The organism is Pseudomonas sp., from assembly GCF_030684895.1.
In the GTDB taxonomy this organism is placed as follows: domain Bacteria; phylum Pseudomonadota; class Gammaproteobacteria; order Pseudomonadales; family Pseudomonadaceae; genus Aquipseudomonas.
Genome location: NZ_JAUXXP010000091.1, coordinates 1 through 19169, shown reverse-complemented (window position 1 = coordinate 19169; position 19169 = coordinate 1). Strand labels below are relative to the sequence as shown.

Below are 19169 nucleotides of genomic sequence, written 5' to 3'. Positions count from 1 at the left end.
GGAACAACTCTTTGCGGGTCTGCTTGCGCTTGCCGGCGTACTCGGCATCGGCGAAGGTCATCTGCTTCATCGGAAAACTCAGCGGGTGGAATCCGGGGTATTTTGCCAAAATCAGGAAGTCTTCTTCAGAATTTCCTTAGGCATCACCGGGTTCCAGTTCGGCTTTGAGGGGTTCGGGTCAAGTCTTCAGCCAGTCGTCGCGAGTGACCACATGGGTAGCCTCGAGTGTACCGTACCAAGTTTCTAGGCCTCGGTAGTGCATGTGCAGCCTATCCATCACGCGGGCTGAAGCGACGTTGTCAGGGTGGCGCACAGCGATCAGTTCCTGGGCGGCAAGAGAGTCGAAAGCGAACTCAGCCATGCGCAGCGCTGCCTCGCTGGCCATGCCTTTTCCCCAGAAATCGGGATGCAGTCGCCAGCCAATCTCGAGTGGGTTGCTCCGCAAGCTGTCCAGGTCGTCGGGAAGGTCGGCTTCGCGACGGGCGTACTGAATGCAGCCAGTACCAGCGACGCGACCGCTTGTTGGGTCGATAAAGGCCCACCAGCTGGTACCCCAAGCAGCCCAGCATCGCTCAACTCGGGCGATCCAGGCTGCGGTCTGTTCACGTGTTGCCGGCTGGCCACTGATATAGCGCATGACTTCGGGGATCTGGTCCATTGCGTACACACCGTCGAGGTGCTGCTCGGTAATCGGCTCCAGACGCATACGAGTTGTGTGCAAGATGCTCAAGACTGCTCCGTGGGGCTTGTGGTGGCAAAGGGGACAGATTTATTTTTCTATAAATATGGTGGCAAAGGGGACAGATTTATTTTTCTATAAATAAATCTGTCCCCTTTTGTGCCCTTTTGTGTGCTTTTGTGTGCAACTAACAGGGGACCAGTGTTGGCGCGTCGTTATACCTTGGGGATCTCGGTTTCAAGTTTTTTCAAACGCTGAATAAGAGGTTCTTCACTCGCGGCCTTGTCCCTAGCAAAATCAGCTAGGGCTTCACCAATAGAAACAATCTCCGCAGGCAAACCTTTATCAGGTGACCATGTTTCACCATTCAGGTCGCCGAAACCTCTAACCCATACGGAAAGCTGGAAAGTTGTACCGTCCAGTCCTAAAGATGCCTTTGCAGGGTATTTGGTGTGATTCAGCATGCGCGCCCACGTACGTTGAATGGCGACTGCAAGTCGCAAACTGATCTCGCGATCTATGCGTGTCACTTCAACCTGTTTAGTCTTTTTCTCGGAGTTATTCTGGGCCATCGAATACCAGAGGTTTTCTGCGGCCTGTGTGACCGTAATGAAATATTTCTTTTTATCACTGGTCGCAGGCCAGAGTGCGTCGGGTTGCTTCACTAGTTCGTCTGTAATTTTTTCGTACACCGAGACGCAGCTCTCTAATCCAAAAGAGGGTCGCGATATAAATCTCCCCAATTCTCCGCCTGTAAGAAACAGTTGTTCAGAAATTCGTTGATCATACTCATCTGATGGATGGTCTAGAGGCGTCAAATGATTCGGTTGCTCTCCATACTCTGCTTCGAAGAATTCATCTGCTTGGACTGATGCTGATAAAAGTACTAGGAGGAAGTAGGCGTATTTCATTGAAGGGCATCCCTGCTTTACGTGCACAAGATTTGTTAGCGGACGAAGTGAGCGATTTGAACCAGTTGTTATATTTTCTTGATTCGCCGTACGAATTCCCGCCCTACACCACAACGCTTCACTTTTCCATCAGTGACGGGAAGATATGTTTCTTCATTGTTTTTTGCGACTTTCAATCGTATTCCAAACATAAGTGAGCGAGACTCGTCGAGTAAATTCAGTAGAGTTTTGGTGTCAATTTTATGTTTTGGAGTCGGCATTTGTCCGGTAATGGTAGGCTTATCGTTATGCGCAATAACTAAGTCGCGGTAACTTTTAATATCAACTTTATTCTTTAGGGCGGCAATTGTAGTCCTGTGTTTTTCTAGTTCGGGATCAATGTGCTCTTTATAATTACACGCTAAGTTATACTGGCTTAGATTTTCACGTGCGCCTTCGGAGGAATTAAAGTCTTTGCCGTCGAATACTAGTCGTGCAGTAGATAGAACTATATCGTTGTGAATAGAGCGCTGGATTATCTTTGCGGCCTCCAAGGACAGGCTGCTAATCGCATTAACTCCATCCTCGTTACAGTAGACCTCGTCGTAAAAATGGACTGCCGTAATTAGGCGATCTAATTCAAAGATAAACCTATCAATATCCAGCATCCAAAGCTCCGCTTGAGAAAATATAACTATTAATTATGCGACATATCAATGTCACGCTTTCCTGTCGCATAACGCCACCCTATCTGCTGCATCCTGTCTATGTTCCACGCTCGATGTCGCGAAGGTGCAGAAAACGGCAGGGGTTAGGCGACAGTTTGACTAGGCCCAACCCTATCCATCCCCATCTTCCCCTGTCTAGAACATTCTCCACCGTCATTTCGCAGGCATAAAAAAGCGGGCCGTAGCCCGCTTCATATATAGAGATGCAGCCTTGGCTTATTTAAGCCATTCAGCGACGCGCTCTGGGTTTTTGCTGATCCAGTCTTTGGCGGCGTCTTCCGGTTTGGCGCCTTCGCGGATGGCGAGCATGACGGCGCCGACTTCTTCACCGCTCCAGGAGAATTTCTTCAGGAAGGCTGCGGCTTCTGGGGCTTTGCCGGCGAGACTGGGGTTGGCCACGGTGTCGACGTGTTCGTCATCGCCGAAGACTTTTTTCGGGTCTTCGAGGAAGCGCAGGTTCCATTTGGCGAACATCCAGTGCGGAATCCAGCCGGTGACGACGATGGCTTGTTTGTTTTTCTCGGCGCGGGTCAGGGCGGTGGCCATGGCCGGGCCGGAGCTTGGCATCAGTTTGATGTCAGCCAGGGCGTATTCCTTGATCGCTTCTTCGGCGCGGCGCATCACGCCGGCGCCGGCGTCGATGCCGGTGATTTTGCCGTCGAAGTCTTTGGCGTAGGTTTGCAGGTCGGCGATGGTTTTGGCTTGGACGTAGTCCGGCACGATCAGGCCGATTTTGGCGCCGGCGTAGTTGGTGCCGAGCACTTCGACTTTGTCTTTGAGTTTTTCAAAGTATTCGCCGTGGGTGGCGGGCAGCCAGGCGGAGAGGGTGGCGTCGAGGTCGCCGCGCGCCACGCCCTGCCACATGATGGCCGGCTCTACAGGCTTGAGTGCAACGCTGTAGCCAAGTTTGCTTTGGAGTATTTCCCCGGCGACAAAGGTGGCGGCGACGCTGTCGTCCCAACCGTTGACGTAGCCGATGTTCAGGGTGGGTTTGTCCGCCGCCATGGCGCTGCTCATGCCGAGGGCCAGGGCGGCGATGCCGAGGCTTTGCAGGCAGAGGTTTTTCAGGTTTCGCATAGGATGTGCTCCGTCAGTGAGAGTGGCAGTTCAGTGAGTTACTGGCGCGTTCTTCTTGCGGGCCTAGCTGGGTAAACATGTTGCTGTTGCGCTTGTGTAGCCCGGATGGAATCCGGGGTTTTGCAGTGCCGGCGAGTCCGTTCCCGGATTGCATCCGGGCTACGTAATGGCCCGGTTGTGTGTAGGCGCCAGCTTTTTGCGGCCCGGCGATCCCGGCAGATCAAAAGCATCGCCGGCAAGCCGGCTCCTACAGGTGTCATGCGTCAAATCGCGGCTGCAACAACCCATGCGATGGCCGTATGGCCTCGCGGGTGTGGTGCTTATTCAGGTGCTTTCGCTAATAGCGCCGCCCGCAGAACCTGGGGCGGCGCGGTGTTTGGCTTACAGACCGAGGTGTTTCTTCACCGCTGCAACGCCGTCCTGGCCGTCATAGGTGGTAACGCCGGCCAGCCACTGGTCGAGGATTGCCGGGTTGGCTTTGATCCACTCTTTGGCGACGGTGGTTGGGTTCTGTTTTTCCAAAACCTTTTCCATCAGCTGGCTTTCGATTTCTACGGTGAACTGCAGGTTGTTCAGCAGTTTGCCGACGTTGGCGCAGCGCGCTTCGTAATCCGGCGGCACCACGGTGTAGACCTTGGCGGCGCCGAAGTCCGGGCCGAACACGTCATCGCCGCCTTCCAGGTAGGTGATGTCGAATTGGGTGTTCATCGGGTGTGGCGCCCAGCCGAGGAATACGGCGGGTTCATTCTTCTTCACTGCGCGTTGCAGCTGAACCAGCATGCCGGCTTCGCTGGACTCGACCATTTTGAAGTCGCCGAGGCCGAACTGGTTGCTTTTGATCATGCCGTCGATCAGCAGGTTGCCGTCGTTGCCTGGCTCGATGCCGAAGATCTTGCCGCCCAGCTGGTCTTTGAACTTGGCGATGTCGGCAAAGCTTTTCAGCCCGGCTTCTGCGGCGTAGGTCGGTACGGCGAGGGTGTATTTGGCGCCTTCAAGGTTGGCCTTGGGCAGCACTTTTACGCCGCCATCCTTGGTGAAGGGTTCGATCACCGGGTCCATCGAGGGCGCCCAGTAGCCGAGGAAGACGTCGATCTGGCCTTTCTGCACGCCGGTAAAGGCGATGGGCACGGAGGCCATGATTTTGCGCGTCTGGTAACCCAGGCCTTCGCTGAGGGTCATGGCCACGCCGGTGGTGGCGGCAATGTCGGCCCAGCCGATTTCGGCGAAGCGCACCATCTTGCAACTCTCCGGCTCCTGCGCCCAGGCGCTTTGCAGCATGGCCACGGAGAGCAGGCCAACGCCTGCGAGCTGTTTAATCGTCTTCATCTGCGATTCCCTGTGATGGTTAAATTTAGATTACTGGCGTTGAAGCTTGCCGCTGAACCAACTGAACAGACTGCTGCGCTTGGCGGTTTGCGGTGTACCAAAGCTCTCGGTGATGCGGTCGAGAATGATCGCCAGCAACACCACGGCCATGCCGCTTTCGAAACCGAGGCCGATGTCCAGGCGCTGGATGCTCGCCAGTACGTCGTTACCCAGGCCGCCGGCGCCAACCATCGAGGCGATGATCACCATCGACAGGGCCATCATGATGGTCTGGTTGACCCCGGCCATGATCGACGGCATGGCGTTGGGCAGCTGGACCTTGAACAGTAGCTGACGCGGGGTGCAGCCGAAGGATTGGCCGGCTTCGATGATTTCTTTATTCACCTGGCGGATGCCCAGGTTGGTCAGGCGCACCGCCGGCGGCATGGCGAAGATCACCGTGGCGATGATCCCTGGCACGCGGCCGAGGCCGAAGAGCATGGCGGCGGGAATCAGGTAAACGAACGCCGGCATGGTCTGCATAAAGTCGAGAATCGGCCGGATGATGGTCGCCACCCGCTCACTGCGCGCCGCCCAGATACCCAGCGGTATACCCAGTATCAGGCTGATCAGCGTGGCGGAGAAGGTCAGGCCGAGGGTTACTACGGTCTGCTCCCAGAAGCCGGTGAGCACGATCAGTACAAAGGCCACGGCGGTGAAGATGGCGAACTTGTAGCTGATGCGCCACAGGCCGAGGCCGACGAAGATGGCGATCAGCAGCCAGGCCGGTGGCAGCATCAGCAGCCATTCAATGCCTTCGGAGAAGCCGTTGACTATGGCGCCAACGCTGTCGAAACCGTCGCTGTAGTTGTCCAGCAGGTGCTGCACGATGTCATTAACCCAGCTACCCAGGTCGAGTTTTTTCTCACTCATGGGACTCTCCCTGCAGGCGAGTCAGCAGGCGACCCTTGCTGATGGCACCGCTGTAGTGGCCATGTTCATCAATCACCGGAATCGGCCCTTCGTTGTCCACCAGGCGTTCGATCACCTGATCCAGCGGGGTGTTTTCGGCGATGGGGTTGATCTGTTTCAGGACGTCGCCGTCGAGGCCGCAGCTGGTGCCGCCTTCGACCAGCAGGGCGATTTTTTCCAGGCTGATGGAGCCCTGGAAGTTGTTCTGCTCGTCGACGATAAAGGCATAGTGCTTGTCCAGCGCCTGCAGCTCCTGGCAAACCGTCTGCGCGTCCGGGGCTTTGCCGTTGTGCACGTAGATCGGCACGCTGTTGGCCATCAACTGGCCGGCGGTGAGGTAGCGGTTGGTGTCGACGGTGTTGAAGAAGTTGCGCACGTAATCGTTGGCGGGGTTGTCGATCAGCTCCTGCGGGGTGCCGACCTGAACCAGTTTGCCGCCTTCCATGATGCCGATGCGGGTGCCGATGCGCATGGCTTCTTCGATGTCGTGGGAAACGAAGATGATGGTGCGGCGGTCGGTCTTCTGCAGCTCGAGCAGCACGTCCTGCATCTCGCGGCGCTTGAGCGGGTCGAGGGCGGAAAACGCCTCGTCCATGATGATCATTGACGGGTCGACCGCCAGGGCGCGGGCCAGGCCGACGCGTTGCTGCATGCCGCCAGACAACTCGTGCGGCATCTTGTGCGCAAAAGTGTCCAGGCCGACCTGCTTGAGTACCTGCATGGCGCGCTCTTCACGCACCTTCTTGCTCTTGCCGGCCACTTCCAGGCCGAACGCGGCGTTGTCCAGCACGCTGCGCGAGGGCATCAGGGCGAAGGACTGAAAGACCATGCTCATGTCGCGGCGGCGCAGATCGATCAGCTCCGCTTTGGGCATCTTGGCAACGTTCTGCCCGTCGATGTAGACGTTGCCGCCGCTGGGTTCAATCAGGCGGTTGATCAGGCGGATCAGGGTGGATTTGCCAGAGCCGGAAAGACCCATCAGCACGAAAATTTCACCTTCCTCGACGCTGAAGGACACGTCGCTGACGCCGATAACCGCGCCTTTTTCCGCAAGAATCCGCTCCTTGCTCCACCCCTGCTTGAGCAGGTCGATGGCTTCTTGTGGCTCTGCGCCGAACACCTTGTAGAGGTTTTCGACGACGATTTTTCCAGACTGCATGGGATGATTCCCCTTCAGTAGACATCCAGATCAGTGCTGCGCAAGCGCGCCTACGCCAGCTGGCGTACGTACGGTGATGCCGACTGTTCTTGCCTGTGTGGGTTTACTGGGTTCCGGGGTCGGGTTCGTGCCTTGCCGCGCAACACATTCAGGGCGCTCAGGCACAACCGCTGCAACGCTCCAGTTGCCTTGTGGGCAATGGACGCTATGGGGGCGTACTGTCGAGTCAACCTTGCTGTGCCGTGCTGCAAACCGCGTTCCAAACCCTCTGGCAGTGTTACGAAGTCCCATCCTTGGGTTTTACACACCTCGACCCGAGGTGCGCGTACATCCGAAATTTCTTGTTGGGCTGGCGCCCATTTGGGACAAGCCAGCACTTATATATTCTTCGGTCCGGGGCTGTGGGCGCCCGGTCTGTCGACCCTGCTAAGGCGACAGCGACGAAATCGGCTGACTCAACGATATAGTCTTCGGCCTGTCGCAATTGTCGGTTTGCGACTCTGACGTGTTGCGCGGCGACAGACGCTTTAAAAACCATAACAGACTTTTTTGCCCCTTGGCCAAGGCTGCAAGCCACGCCGGCCGTGGTTTGCAGCCCGTGAGTCGGCCACAGCCGCGATGACCAGCGGGCTGTGGCGATATCGAAAAAACTCGAAATTAGTCATTGGCCGCCAGGCTCGCGGCCGCTTTTGGCGGCAGCCCGTCGCGTCGGGTTACCCCGTGCAGCCAGCTGGCCAATGCCTGCGGATTGGCCTTGAGCCAGGCCTTGGCCTCGCGTCGCGGATTGGTGTTTTTATTGAGGATCGCGCCCATCAGGTAGCTTTCCATCTCCAGGCTGAAACGCAGGTTTTTCAGCAGCTGGGTGACATTCGGACACTGCTCGGCCAGGCCGGCGCGCACGTTGGTGTACACCGTGGCGCCGCCGTAGTCGGGGCCGAAGAATTCATCACCGCCATCCAGGTAATGCATCTGTAATTGGTTGTTCATCGGGTGCGGCGCCCAGCCGAGAAACACCACCCATTGCTTGAGGTGTTCGGCGCGTTTGACCTGCGCCAGCATGCCGTTCTCGCTGGACTCCACCAGGCTGAAACCCTGCAGGCCGAAGGCGTTTTTGTCGATCATCTGCTGGATCAGCTTGTTGCCGTCGTTACCGGGTTCGATACCGTACAGCTTGCCGCCCAGTTCTTTGCTGAAGCGCGCAAGATCGGCGAAGTTCTTCACGCCACCGTCATGCGCGGCCTGGTTCACTGCCAGGGTGTATTTGGCCCCTGTAAGGTTGGCGCCGAGGGTTTTTACCGAGCCATTGGCGGCGTAGGGCTTGATGTCGTTTTCCATGCTCGGCATCCAGTTGCCGAGGAATACATCGATTTTGCCGTCCTGCATGGCCTGGTAGGTATCCGGCACGGACAGGCGTTTGACCTGGGTGCGGTAGCCCAGCTCGCTGAGCACCTGGCGGGTGACGGCGGTGGTCACGGTGATATCGGTCCAGCCGACATCGGCGAAGCGAATCAACTCGCACTGCACCGGCTCTACGGCCTGGGCCAGCAAAGGCGAACTCAAAGCAGCCGCCAGCAGGCAACCGCGCATATTCAGTGTCATCAAGCCTCTCCCTATTACGGTGACAGGGCGCGCCTGTGCCGGCACGCAGTCGGCCACGGGTGGGCAGGCGAACGCGGCTGGCCGCTCCATGGGCGCGGCGATCATGCCGACAGATTTCCTCCGCTGCCTATGCGTGAAGTCGCAACTGGGATGCTGCTGTCGTGATTGGCTGCGGCGAGGGTTGAAAGTGTGAAGCCGTAGCTTGGATGGAATCCTGGAGCAGCTATGCAAGACGTGCTGCGCGATTGCACGACGTACGCTGATAAGTCCCCTCGCCCCTGCGGGGAGAGGGTTAGGGAGAGGGGGAGGCCATCAGGTGAGCGACGGTGCCGAGCATGGCGGCCCTCTCCCCCGGCCCCTATCCCAGAGGGCGAGGGGAGAAAATGACATCCGGCTACAGAGTACGCCGTACCGACCATCCGCCGTATGGCTGGCCAGCTGACGGATTTAGGCATGGGCGGGTCGGTGTGGGGCGACGGTGGGGTGGGGAAATCCTGATCATGGCCTGCATGTAGCATCAGTGCAGGAGAGAGTCGTGGCTATCAGCGTGTTTGACTTGTTCAAGATCGGCATTGGCCCGTCCAGTTCGCATACCGTCGGGCCCATGCGCGCGGCGGCGCTGTTTAGCGGCGCATTGGCCGAGCGGCGCTTGCTGGAACGCACGGCACGCCTGCAGGTGCGCCTGTACGGTTCACTGTCGGCCACCGGTGTCGGCCACGGCAGCGACCGTGCAGTGATCATGGGGCTGATGGGGGAGTGGCCGGATCAGATCGACCCGAGCAGCATCGAGCCGCGTATCGCCGAACTGTTGGCCAGCGGTCAGTTGCAGCTCGGCGGTCGCGTCGGCATCGCTTTCGACTGGCAGCGCGACATGCTCCTGCTCGACGAAAACCTGCCCTATCACCCCAACGCCATGACCCTCAGTGCCTTTGCCGCCGATGGCAGCCTGCTGCACGAAAACACCTATTACTCGGTGGGCGGCGGTTTTGTGGTGGACGCTGAGCAGGCCGCCAGCGGCCAGCTGGATCAGGATCACACCGTACTGCCCTACGACTTCAACAGCGCCGAACAGCTGTTGCAGCTGTGCAAGGAGCACGGCCTGCGCGTCTCCGAACTGATGATGGCCAACGAAAAAGCCTGGCGCAGCGAAGCGGAAATCCGCAGCGGCCTGATGCGCCTGTGGCAGGCGATGCGTGAGTGCGTCGAGCAGGGTTTGCAGCACGAGGGCATTTTGCCGGGCGGGCTGAATGTGAAGCGCCGCGCCGCCAAGCTGCACCGCAGCCTGCAGGAAATGAGCAAACCCAATGTCATCGGCTCGACCTTGAGCGGCATGGAGTGGGTCAACCTGTTCGCCCTGGCGGTGAATGAGGAAAACGCCGCTGGCGGGCGCATGGTCACCGCGCCGACCAATGGCGCGGCGGGGGTCATCCCGGCGGTGCTGCATTACTTTGTGCGCTTTAGCCCGGCAGTCAGCGAAGCCAATGTGGTGGACTACCTGCTGGCGGCGGCGGCCATCGGCATCCTGTGCAAGAAGAACGCGTCGATCTCCGGCGCTGAAGTCGGCTGTCAGGGCGAGGTCGGTTCGGCCTGCGCCATGGCGGCGGCAGGGCTGGCGGAGATTCTCGGCGCGACTCCCGAGCAGGTGGAGAACGCCGCCGAGATTGGCCTCGAGCACAATCTAGGCCTGACCTGCGACCCGGTCGGCGGCCTGGTGCAGGTGCCGTGTATCGAGCGCAACGCGATTGCCGCAGTGAAAGCGATCAACGCCGCACAGATGGCGTTGCGCGGTGACGGCCAGCACTTTATCTCGCTAGACCGGGTGATCCGCACCATGCGCGACACCGGCGCCGATATGCACGACAAGTACAAGGAAACCTCGCGCGGCGGCTTGGCCGTTAGCGCCGTTGAATGTTAAAGCGCACGCTCAGATCGCTGTGCACGATTTTGGTGCGCAGCTGTTCGGTGCGGCGGAAAAGGGCAGCGCAACGCTGCTGAATACGGCCTGACCGTTGGTCCGTTACCGCGCCGTTTTTACCCTGCGTAGCGGGGTGACAAAGCTGCCGCCAGGCAGTGCTACCGAAATGCTCAAGCGCCCGCCGACCGGGCGTTTGCGGTCGTAATCAGAATGCTTCTGTCGCTCCTGCCAACGCCTAGTGGCACTAGCGGTGGGCTAGCGCGTCTATTTTTAATTGAACGCCCAATCAATTTAGGCACGGCCTTTGCGTTGTGCTGGCTGTCGATCTGGCGTTGTGCAGTCCCAGAACCATAAAAAGAGCCACCCTATAGAGGGGCTCACTACCGTGCTTTGCTTCGCGTGAGGGTTTACCTGATGTCACAGTCCACTCAAGGGGCACAACCCCAGAGCCGTGCGCCGCAGTCCATCGGCTTTCTCCTGCTCGACAACTTCACCCTGATTTCCCTGGCATCTGCCGTTGAGCCGCTGCGCATGGCCAATCAGCTGTCTGGCAAGGAGTTGTACCGTTGGCACACTCTCAGCCAGAGCGGCCTGCCGCTGTGCGCCAGCGATGGCTTGCAGATCACCCCGGATGCCAGCATGGCCACTGCGCCGCGCCTGGATGCGGTGATCGTCTGCGGCGGTGTGGACATTCAGCACAGCGTCACCCGCGAGCATGTGCAGTGGCTGCAAAACCAGGCCCGCCACGGTGCGCAGCTGGGCGCGGTGTGTACCGGTAGTTGGGCGTTGGCCAAGGCCGGGCTACTCGACGGCTTCGATTGCAGCGTGCACTGGGAATGCCTGGCTTCGATGCAGGAAGCCTTCCCGCGCGCGGGCGTCAGCACGCGTTTGTTCTCGATTGATCGCAACCGCCACACCAGCTCCGGCGGCACTGCGCCGATGGACATGATGCTGCACGTGATTGGCCGTGAGCATGGCCGCGAACTGGCGGCGGCGATTTCCGAGATGTTTATCTACGAACGCATCCGCAACGAGCAGGATCACCAGCGCGTGCCGCTCAAGCACATGCTCGGCACCAACCAGCCGAAGCTGCAGGAAATCGTCGCGCTGATGGAAGCCAACCTGGAAGAGCCAATCGACCTCGATCAGCTGGCGCTGTATGTCGATGTGTCGCGGCGTCAGCTGGAGCGCCTGTTCCAGAAGTACCTGCACTGCTCACCGTCGCGTTACTACCTCAAGCTGCGGCTGATCCGTGCACGCCAACTGCTCAAGCAGACCAGCATGTCGATCATCGAAGTGGCCTCTGTGTGTGGCTTTGTCTCCACCCCGCATTTCTCCAAGTGCTACCGCGAATACTTCGGCATCCCGCCACGCGACGAGCGCGCCGGCCAGCAAGGCGGCAATGTGGTGGCGCTGCTGCCAATGCCGGAAGACCTGATGCGCCCATCGCCATCCTCGGCCATGGCCGCGCTGACGCGGGCGCAGGGGGAATCGACCTTCGCCAGCGTTAGGCTCTAAGCCGAAGTCACTGTTTGTAGGAGGCGCTTTAGCGGCGAGCTTTTGCGTACAGCCGTCGCGGCTAAAGCCCCTCCCACGGGATCGGTAGTCCCAAACAAAAAACGCCGCACTGGCCTTGAAGGCGGGTGCGGCGTTTTGCTGTGTGCGGTGTTGTGCTTGCAGGGCCCTCAGAGCGTAGGGTGGATGGCGCTTTACCCATCCACCGATGCCGCGTGGTAATGGTGGATGAAAAAGGCGTCAGCTAGGCGCTCCCATCCACCCTGCGGGTTTGGCCCTGTTGCGGGCTTCCTTCGAGTGCCTCAATACTCGATGGCCACATCCCCCTGCGGCACGCTGCAGCACGACAGGATATAACCCTCGGCCACGTCTTCGTCGGTAATGCCGCCGTTGTGTTCCATGCTCACCTCGCCTGAGGTTTTCATCACCTTGCAGGTGCCGCAGATGCCCATGCCGCAGGCTTTGGGAATATGCAGGCCAAGCTTGGCGGCGGCCGCATGCACGGTCTCGCCAGGGTCGACGCGAATGCTCTTGCCGGTGCTGGTAAAGGCCACCTGATGCTGATCGGCGGCTGGCACCGGGTCGGCATCGGCGGCTTCGGCGGCCAGTTCCTTGACCTCTTCGCGTACATCCGCCGGCGTCGCGCCGAAGGATTCCTCGTGGTAGCGCCGCATATCAAAGCCATTGCTTTCCAGCAGGCGTTTGACCGCATTCATATAGGGCGTCGGGCCGCAGCAGAAGATTTCCCGTTCCAGGTAATCCGGGGCAATCAGCTCCAGCATCTTCTGGTTGAGGTAGCCGCGATAACCGGCCCAAGCCTCGCCCAGGCCGTGCTTTTCACAGATCACATGCAGGCTGAAGTTGTTGATCCGCGCGGCCATATGTTCCAGCTCGCGGTGGTAGATGATGTCCTTCGGCGAGCGCGCGCTGTGCACGAAGACCATATCGACATTGCCGTTGGTGTCGTAGAACCAGCGCGCCATCGACATCACCGGGGTAATGCCAACGCCGCCACTGAGGTAGAGCACCTTGTCGGCGGGAAAGTCGATGGCGTTGAATAGCCCGACCGGGCCGTGCACCGGCAGCTCGTCGCCTTCATTGAGGTTGTCGTGCAGCCAGTTGGAGACCTTGCCGCCCGGCACCCGCTTGATGGTGATGGAGAAGCTGTAGGGCACCGAAGGCGAGCTGGAAATGGTGTAGGAGCGCATCACCGGCTGGCCGTCGATCTCCAGCTCCAGGGTGACGAACTGCCCCGGTTTAAAGAAGTACAGCACCGGTTGATCGGCCATAAAGCAGAAGGTGCGCACGTCCCAGGTTTCCTGGATGACTTTGACGCAACGCACCATGTGCCGACCATTGCTCCAAGTCTGCGTGGTAACCGGGTTGAGGAAGTCGTTCGTCGTCATGGACGTCTCTCCGCGCGGCCGGACATCGGCCTTGTATGGGGCGGATTGTGCGTACTGGCCGGCACGCTCATTTATCTGCCAGCGACATTTACATGCTTATCGCGACCTGCCGCGCAGGCCTTGGTTTGCCGCGTCGGAAACGGATGTGACCATGTCGCCCATAGATAAGGTTTCGCCCCCACTCGGCGCCACACTCGCAGCCAGCCGAAGCAGAAGGTCACGAGCGAATTCCTCTTTCATCCAGTCGCCATCGGCAGGCGCAGAACGGGGCAATAACGCCACCTTGCGTAGCAACCGATTAGCCACTTTTACGGCCGTCGCACTAGACGATGAGCCATTGAGGAGTTACCGATGGACATCACTTCCACCCTGAGCCTGGGCGATCCGCTGGAGCCCGCGCGCAAGGCCACTGCCGAGATGCTGCAGACGCGCGAGCGCACTTTCTCGCTGCCGCAGCCGTTCTACAACGACGAGCGGCTGTTCAAGATCGATATGCAGGAGATCTTCCACAAGGAGTGGCTGATCGCCGGCATGACCTGCGAGATCCCGGCCAAGGGCAACTACCTCACCCTGCAGATTGGCGACAACCCGATCATGGTGATTCGCGGCGCCGATGGCGTGGTGCATGCCTTCCATAACGTCTGCCGCCATCGCGGCTCGCGCCTGTGCACCAGCGACAAGGGCAAGGTGGCCAAGCTGGTGTGCCCGTATCACCAGTGGACTTACGAGCTGGACGGTCGCCTGCTGTTCGCCGGCAGCGAAATGGGTGCGGATTTCGACCTCAAGGACTACAGCCTCAAGCCGGTCAACTGCAAGGTGGCAGGCGGCTACATCTTTATCTCCCTGGCGGAAAACCCGCCAGCCATCGACGACTTCCTCAGCACCCTGGCTCACTATATGGAGCCCTACGACATGGAAAACACCAAGGTGGCGGTGCAGACCACCTTGATGGAAAAGGCCAACTGGAAGCTGGTGCTGGAAAACAACCGCGAGTGCTACCACTGCAACGGTTCGCACCCGGAACTGCTGAACACCTTGCTGGAGTGGGATGACGTCACCGACCCGCGCGCCACCCAGGCGTTCAAGGATCAGGTGAGCGAATGCACCACCCGCTGGGATAAGGACAACATCCCTTACGCCCACGCCAGCTTTGGCCTGCGTAACCGCATCGTGCGCATGCCGCTGCTCAAGGGCACAGTATCGATGACCATGGACGGCAAGCAGGGCTGCAAGAAACTTATGGGCCGCATCACCGATCCGGACCTGGGTTCGATGCGCATCCTGCACCTGCCGCATTCGTGGAACCACTGCATGGGCGATCACCTGATCGTCTTCACCGTCTGGCCGATCAGCGCCCAGGAAACCATGGTCACCACCAAATGGCTGGTGCACAAGGATGCGGTGGAAGGTGTGGATTACGACGTGGCGCGTCTGCGTCAGGTATGGGATGCCACCAACGATCAGGACCGTCGTCTGGCCGAAGAGAACCAGCGCGGCATCAACTCCACCGCCTACCAGCCCGGCCCCTACTCGAAGACTTACGAGTTCGGCGTGGTCAACTTTATCGACTGGTACAGCGAGCGCGTGCTCAACAACCTCGGCGCAGCGCCAGCGCCGTACCTGCGTCAGGTCGGCGCGGAGTAACGCTATATATGACGCTGGCCTGTGGCTACTGCTCGGCCTGACCGCCTACGGTCTGCTGGCCGCGCGCCCCAGACCCGCGTCCACCGCAACACACTGAGACCCTCCTCAAGGGTCACCTTGGCCTCTGCCGGATACCCCCGGGCAGGGGCTTTTTTTATTGGCGATGTATCAGAACGGTATGCAGGCTGCTTTTGTAGGGTGGGTTAGTGGCGCCGGGGCTAGTTATTGATTGCGCCACGCAACTCGGGCGCTGCGTAACCCGCCATTGCGGTTTGCCGGTAGATCGTCATGGTGGGTTACGGCGCGTTGAGCATCGGTGGTATTGGCCTGATTCCGGTTCGCGCCTAACCCACCCTACGGGTAGTCGCTGCCTTGTACCGACCCTCTGGCCTGCGCATATCCGCCCGCGACCCGGCTTTGACGCTTTCGGCAATACCCCGGTCGTTTTTGCACCGGGTCGCCCGAGCCCCCAGGGATATGCTCAGTCCAAAGCGCCAACAACGGGTTTGGCGACACCGCTAAAAGGGGACTGCCTGATGAGCCCAGCCGAATTACACGCCGACAGCATCGTCATTGACGGGCTGATTATCGCCAAGTGGAACCGCGAACTGTTTGAAGACATGCGCAAAGGCGGCCTGACTGCGGCCAACTGCACGGTCTCGGTGTGGGAAGGCTTCCAGGCCACGGTGAATAACATTGCTGCCAGCCAGAAGCTGATCCGCGAGAACAGCGACCTGGTGATGCCGGTGCGTACTACCGCCGACATCCGCAAGGCTAAAGAGCAGGGTAAAACCGGCATCCTCTTCGGCTTCCAGAACGCCCATGCGTTTGAGGACCAAATCGGTTATGTCGAGGTGTTCAAGCAGCTCGGCGTGGGCATTGTGCAGCTGTGCTACAACACCCAGAACCTGGTCGGCACCGGCTGCTACGAGCGCGACGGCGGGTTGTCGGGTTTTGGCCGCGAGATCGTCGCCGAGATGAACCGTGTCGGCATCATGTGCGACCTGTCCCACGTTGGTTCCAAGACCTCGGAAGAGGTCATCCTCGAATCGAAAAAACCGGTCACCTATTCCCACTGCCTGCCGTCGGGGCTGAAAGAACACCCGCGCAACAAGTCCGACACCGAGCTGAAATTTATCGCCGATCACGGCGGCTTCGTCGGCGTAACCATGTTCGCGCCGTTCCTGGCCAAGGGCATCGACTCGACCATCGACGACTACGCCGAAGCCATCGAATACGTGATGAACCTCGTCGGCGAAGACGCCATTGGCATCGGCACTGATTTCACCCAGGGCCATGGCCAGGACTTTTTCGAGTACCTGACCCACGACAAGGGCTACGCCCGCCGGTTGACCAGCTTCGGCAAGATCATCAACCCGCTGGGCATCCGCACCGTGGGCGAGTTCCCCAACCTCACCGAAACCCTGCTCAAGCGCGGCCATTCCGAGCGCGTGGTGCGCAAGATCATGGGCGAGAACTGGGTAAACGTCCTTAAAGAGGTTTGGGGCGAATAAACCTTTTTAACTGCCCCTCTCCCTAACCCTCTCCCGCAGGCGGGAGAGGGAACTGGTCCGCAGAGCACCGAGTGGCTTTGCTCCCCTCTCCCATTTATGGGAGAGGGGCCGGGGGATAGGGAATGACTTAACCGAATTCTGGAGCTTAAAACACATGGCCACCCACGCACCCGAAATGCCTATCCAGGTCGACGACGAAACCGGCGTCTGGACCACCGACGCGCTGCCGATGCTCTATGTGCCGCGGCATTTCTTCGTCAACAACCATATCGGTATTGAAGAGGTACTGGGCGCTGAGGCCTATGCCGAGATTCTCTACAAGGCCGGCTACAAATCCGCCTGGCACTGGTGTGAGAAAGAGGCCGAATGCCACGGTCTGTCCGGCGTGGCGGTGTTCGAGCACTACATGAAGCGCCTGTCGCAACGCGGCTGGGGGCTGTTTGAGATCGAAGCCATCGACCTGGCCGCTGGCACCGCCTCGGTGAAGCTCAAACACTCAGCCTTCGTGTACGTCTACGGCAAGTGCGGGCGCAAGGTCGACTACATGTTTACCGGCTGGTTTGCCGGTGCCATGGACCAGATTCTCCAAGCCCAAGGCAGTGCCGTGCGTACCGTGGCCGAACAGGTTTATGGCGGTTCGGAAGAAGGCCACGACGATGGCCTGTTTGTGGTTAAGCCGCTCTAAAAACATCTGTATGTGGGAGGGGCTTTAGCCGCGATAGCTTCAGCGTCGTCGCTAACGACCCTCCACAAGCCTTAGTTTCATGAGGATGCCGCCATGGCCTTCGAAGCAATGTTCCAGCCTATCCAAATCGGCAAGCTGACTATTCGTAACCGCATCGTGTCCACCGCCCATGCCGAGGTTATGGCCACCGATGGCGGCATGACCACTGAGCGTTACGTGAAGTATTACGAAGAGAAGGCCAAGGGTGGCGTCGGCCTGGCGATCTGCGGTGGCTCCTCGGTGGTTTCTATCGACAGCCCGCACAGCTGGTGGAGCTCGGTGAACCTGTCGAGCGACCGCATCATCCCGCACTTCCAGAACCTGGCGGATGCCATGCACAAGCATGGCGCCAAGATCATGATCCAGATTACCCACATGGGCCGTCGCTCACGCTGGGATGGTTTCGACTGGCCAACCCTGATGTCGCCGTCCGGCATCCGTGAGCCGGTGCACCGCGCCACCTGCAAGACCATCGAGCCGGAAGAAATGTGGCGCGTTATCGGTGACTTCGCCCAGGCCGCACGCCGTGCCAAAGAGGGCGGCCTCGACGGCGTCGAGCTGTCGGCTGTGCACCAGCATATGATCGACCAGTTCTGGTCGCCGCGCGTGAACAAGCGTACCGACGAGTGGGGCGGCACCTTTGAAGGGCGGATGAAGTTCGGCCTGGAAGTGATCAAGGCGGTGCGCGCCGAGGTCGGTGCCGACTTCTGCGTGGGCCTGCGTATTTCCGGTGACGAGTTCCACCCGGACGGCCTCTCTCACGAGGACATGAAGCAAATCGCCGCGTATTACGATGCCACCGGTTTGATCGATTTTATCGGTGTGGTCGGCTCGGGCGCCGACACCCACAACACCCTGGCCAACGTCATCCCCAACATGAGCTATCCGCCGGAGCCCTTCCTGCATTTGGCCGCCGGGATCAAGGAAGTGGTCAAGGTGCCGGTGCTGCACGCGCAGAACATCAAGGACCCCAACCAGGCCACGCGCATTCTCGAAGGCGGCTACGTCGACATGGTCGGCATGACCCGCGCGCACATCGCCGACCCGCACCTGATCGCCAAGATCAAGATGGGCCAGGTTGATCAGATCAAGCAGTGCGTCGGTGCCAACTACTGCATCGACCGCCAGTACCAGGGCCTGGACGTGCTGTGCATCCAGAACGCGGCGACCAGCCGTGAATACATGGGCCTGCCGCACATCATCGAGAAAACCAGCGGACCTAAGCGCAAGGTGGTGATTGTTGGCGGTGGCCCGGCTGGGATGGAAGCAGCGCGCGTCGCCGCAGAGCGCGGCCATGACGTGACCCTGTTCGAGAAGAAAGACAGCCTTGGTGGGCAAATCACCTTGGCCGCCAAGGCGCCGCAGCGTGACCAGATGGCCGGCATCACCCGCTGGTTCCAGCTGGAGCTGGCGCGCCTGAATATCGACCTGCGCCTGGGGACCGGCGCTGATGAGGCGAGCATTCTCGATCTGCGTCCGGACATCATCGTGCTGGCCAATGGCGGGCATCCATTTATCGAGCAGAACGAACACTGGGGCGCCGCTGAAGGCCTGGTGGTGAGCAGCTGGGACGTCCTAGATGGCACCGTTGCACCGGGCAATAACGTGCTGGTGTACGACACCATTTGCGAATTCGGCGGTATGTCGGTGGCCGACTTTATCGCCGAGAAGGGCGCCAAGGTGGAGATCGTCACCGACGACATCAAGCCGGGTGTGGCCATGGGCGGCACTAGCTTTCCAACCTACTACCGCAGCATGTACCCGAAAGAAGTGATCATGACCGGCGACATGATGCTGGAAAAGGTCTACCGCGAAGGCGACAAACTGGTGGCCGTGCTGGAGAACGAATACACCGGCGCGAAAGAAGAGCGGGTAGTCGATCAGGTGGTGGTGGAAAACGGCGTGCGTCCGGATGAGCGCCTCTACTACGCGCTCAAGGAAGGCTCGCGCAACAAGGGCCAGGTCGACGTGGAAGCGCTGTTCGCGATCAAGCCGCAGCCATGCCTGAGCGAGCCGGGCGACGGTTATCTGCTGTTCCGCAT

General features: G+C 59.5%; 15 protein-coding genes. 6 read left to right on the top strand and 9 right to left on the bottom strand.

What is annotated here, in order from left to right:
* Window positions 1-178: 178 nt before the first annotated feature.
* The 8 genes from Q8M42_RS20765 to Q8M42_RS20730 all read right to left on the bottom strand — a co-directional run bounded on the left by Q8M42_RS20765 (window position 179) and on the right by Q8M42_RS20730 (window position 8397).
* Window positions 179-730, bottom strand: coding sequence for a GNAT family N-acetyltransferase (locus Q8M42_RS20765; RefSeq protein WP_304871267.1), 552 nt, complete (start codon window positions 728-730; stop codon window positions 179-181).
* A 164-nt stretch (window positions 731-894) separates the two neighbouring features.
* Window positions 895-1590, bottom strand: a complete 696-nt coding sequence (locus Q8M42_RS20760; RefSeq protein WP_305285560.1) for a hypothetical protein — start codon at window positions 1588-1590, stop codon at window positions 895-897.
* A gap of 68 nt (window positions 1591-1658) precedes the next feature.
* Complete coding sequence (locus tag Q8M42_RS20755; RefSeq protein ID WP_304871263.1) at window positions 1659-2237, bottom strand: hypothetical protein; 579 nt, start codon at window positions 2235-2237, stop codon at window positions 1659-1661.
* A gap of 276 nt (window positions 2238-2513) precedes the next feature.
* Window positions 2514-3374 carry a glycine betaine ABC transporter substrate-binding protein gene (locus Q8M42_RS20750; RefSeq protein ID WP_304871261.1) on the bottom strand — a complete coding sequence of 287 codons (861 nt, stop codon included), beginning with the start codon at window positions 3372-3374 and terminating at the stop codon, window positions 2514-2516.
* A gap of 381 nt (window positions 3375-3755) precedes the next feature.
* Window positions 3756-4700: a choline ABC transporter substrate-binding protein gene (locus tag Q8M42_RS20745; protein ID WP_304871259.1), complete on the bottom strand. Its 945-nt coding sequence runs from the start codon at window positions 4698-4700 to the stop codon at window positions 3756-3758.
* A 30-nt stretch (window positions 4701-4730) separates the two neighbouring features.
* A complete protein-coding gene (locus Q8M42_RS20740) occupies window positions 4731-5612 on the bottom strand; it encodes a proline/glycine betaine ABC transporter permease (RefSeq protein ID WP_304871257.1) in 882 nt (293 codons plus the stop codon).
* Window positions 5605-6810 carry a glycine betaine/L-proline ABC transporter ATP-binding protein gene (locus tag Q8M42_RS20735; RefSeq protein ID WP_304871255.1) on the bottom strand — a complete coding sequence of 402 codons (1206 nt, stop codon included), beginning with the start codon at window positions 6808-6810 and terminating at the stop codon, window positions 5605-5607. Before Q8M42_RS20735 ends, Q8M42_RS20740 begins: the two co-directional genes overlap by 8 nt.
* Window positions 6811-7467: 657 nt before the next feature.
* Window positions 7468-8397, bottom strand: coding sequence for a choline ABC transporter substrate-binding protein (locus Q8M42_RS20730; RefSeq protein ID WP_304871269.1), 930 nt, complete (start codon window positions 8395-8397; stop codon window positions 7468-7470).
* A 547-nt stretch (window positions 8398-8944) separates the two neighbouring features.
* Here Q8M42_RS20730 and Q8M42_RS20725 point away from each other — a divergent pair.
* Together Q8M42_RS20725 and Q8M42_RS20720 are read left to right on the top strand one after the other, a co-directional pair.
* Window positions 8945-10324: an L-serine ammonia-lyase gene (locus Q8M42_RS20725; protein WP_304871253.1), complete on the top strand. Its 1380-nt coding sequence runs from the start codon at window positions 8945-8947 to the stop codon at window positions 10322-10324.
* Between the two features lie 414 nt (window positions 10325-10738).
* The gene (locus Q8M42_RS20720; RefSeq protein ID WP_304871251.1) at window positions 10739-11842 is read left to right on the top strand and encodes a GlxA family transcriptional regulator; all 1104 of its coding nucleotides are present in this window, start codon (window positions 10739-10741) and stop codon (window positions 11840-11842) included.
* Window positions 11843-12141: 299 nt separating this feature from the next.
* On the opposite strand, the gene gbcB is transcribed toward Q8M42_RS20720, so the two are convergent.
* Complete coding sequence (gbcB, locus tag Q8M42_RS20715) at window positions 12142-13245, bottom strand: glycine-betaine demethylase subunit GbcB (RefSeq protein ID WP_304871249.1); 1104 nt, start codon at window positions 13243-13245, stop codon at window positions 12142-12144.
* 351 nt (window positions 13246-13596) lie between these two features.
* Between gbcB and gbcA the strand changes: the two genes are divergently transcribed.
* The 4 genes from gbcA to dgcA all read left to right on the top strand — a co-directional run.
* Window positions 13597-14889 carry a glycine-betaine demethylase subunit GbcA gene (gene gbcA, locus Q8M42_RS20710; RefSeq protein ID WP_304871247.1) on the top strand — a complete coding sequence of 431 codons (1293 nt, stop codon included), beginning with the start codon at window positions 13597-13599 and terminating at the stop codon, window positions 14887-14889.
* Window positions 14890-15425: 536 nt separating this feature from the next.
* On the top strand, window positions 15426-16403 hold the full coding sequence (locus Q8M42_RS20705) for a dipeptidase (RefSeq protein ID WP_304871245.1): 978 nt from the start codon (window positions 15426-15428) through the stop codon (window positions 16401-16403).
* 154 nt (window positions 16404-16557) lie between these two features.
* Window positions 16558-17088, top strand: coding sequence for a DUF5943 domain-containing protein (locus tag Q8M42_RS20700; protein ID WP_304871243.1), 531 nt, complete (start codon window positions 16558-16560; stop codon window positions 17086-17088).
* Window positions 17089-17181: 93 nt separating this feature from the next.
* Window positions 17182-19169: dimethylglycine demethylation protein DgcA (gene dgcA, locus Q8M42_RS20695; protein WP_305285553.1), on the top strand; the 1988-nt coding region annotated here is incomplete at its 3' end.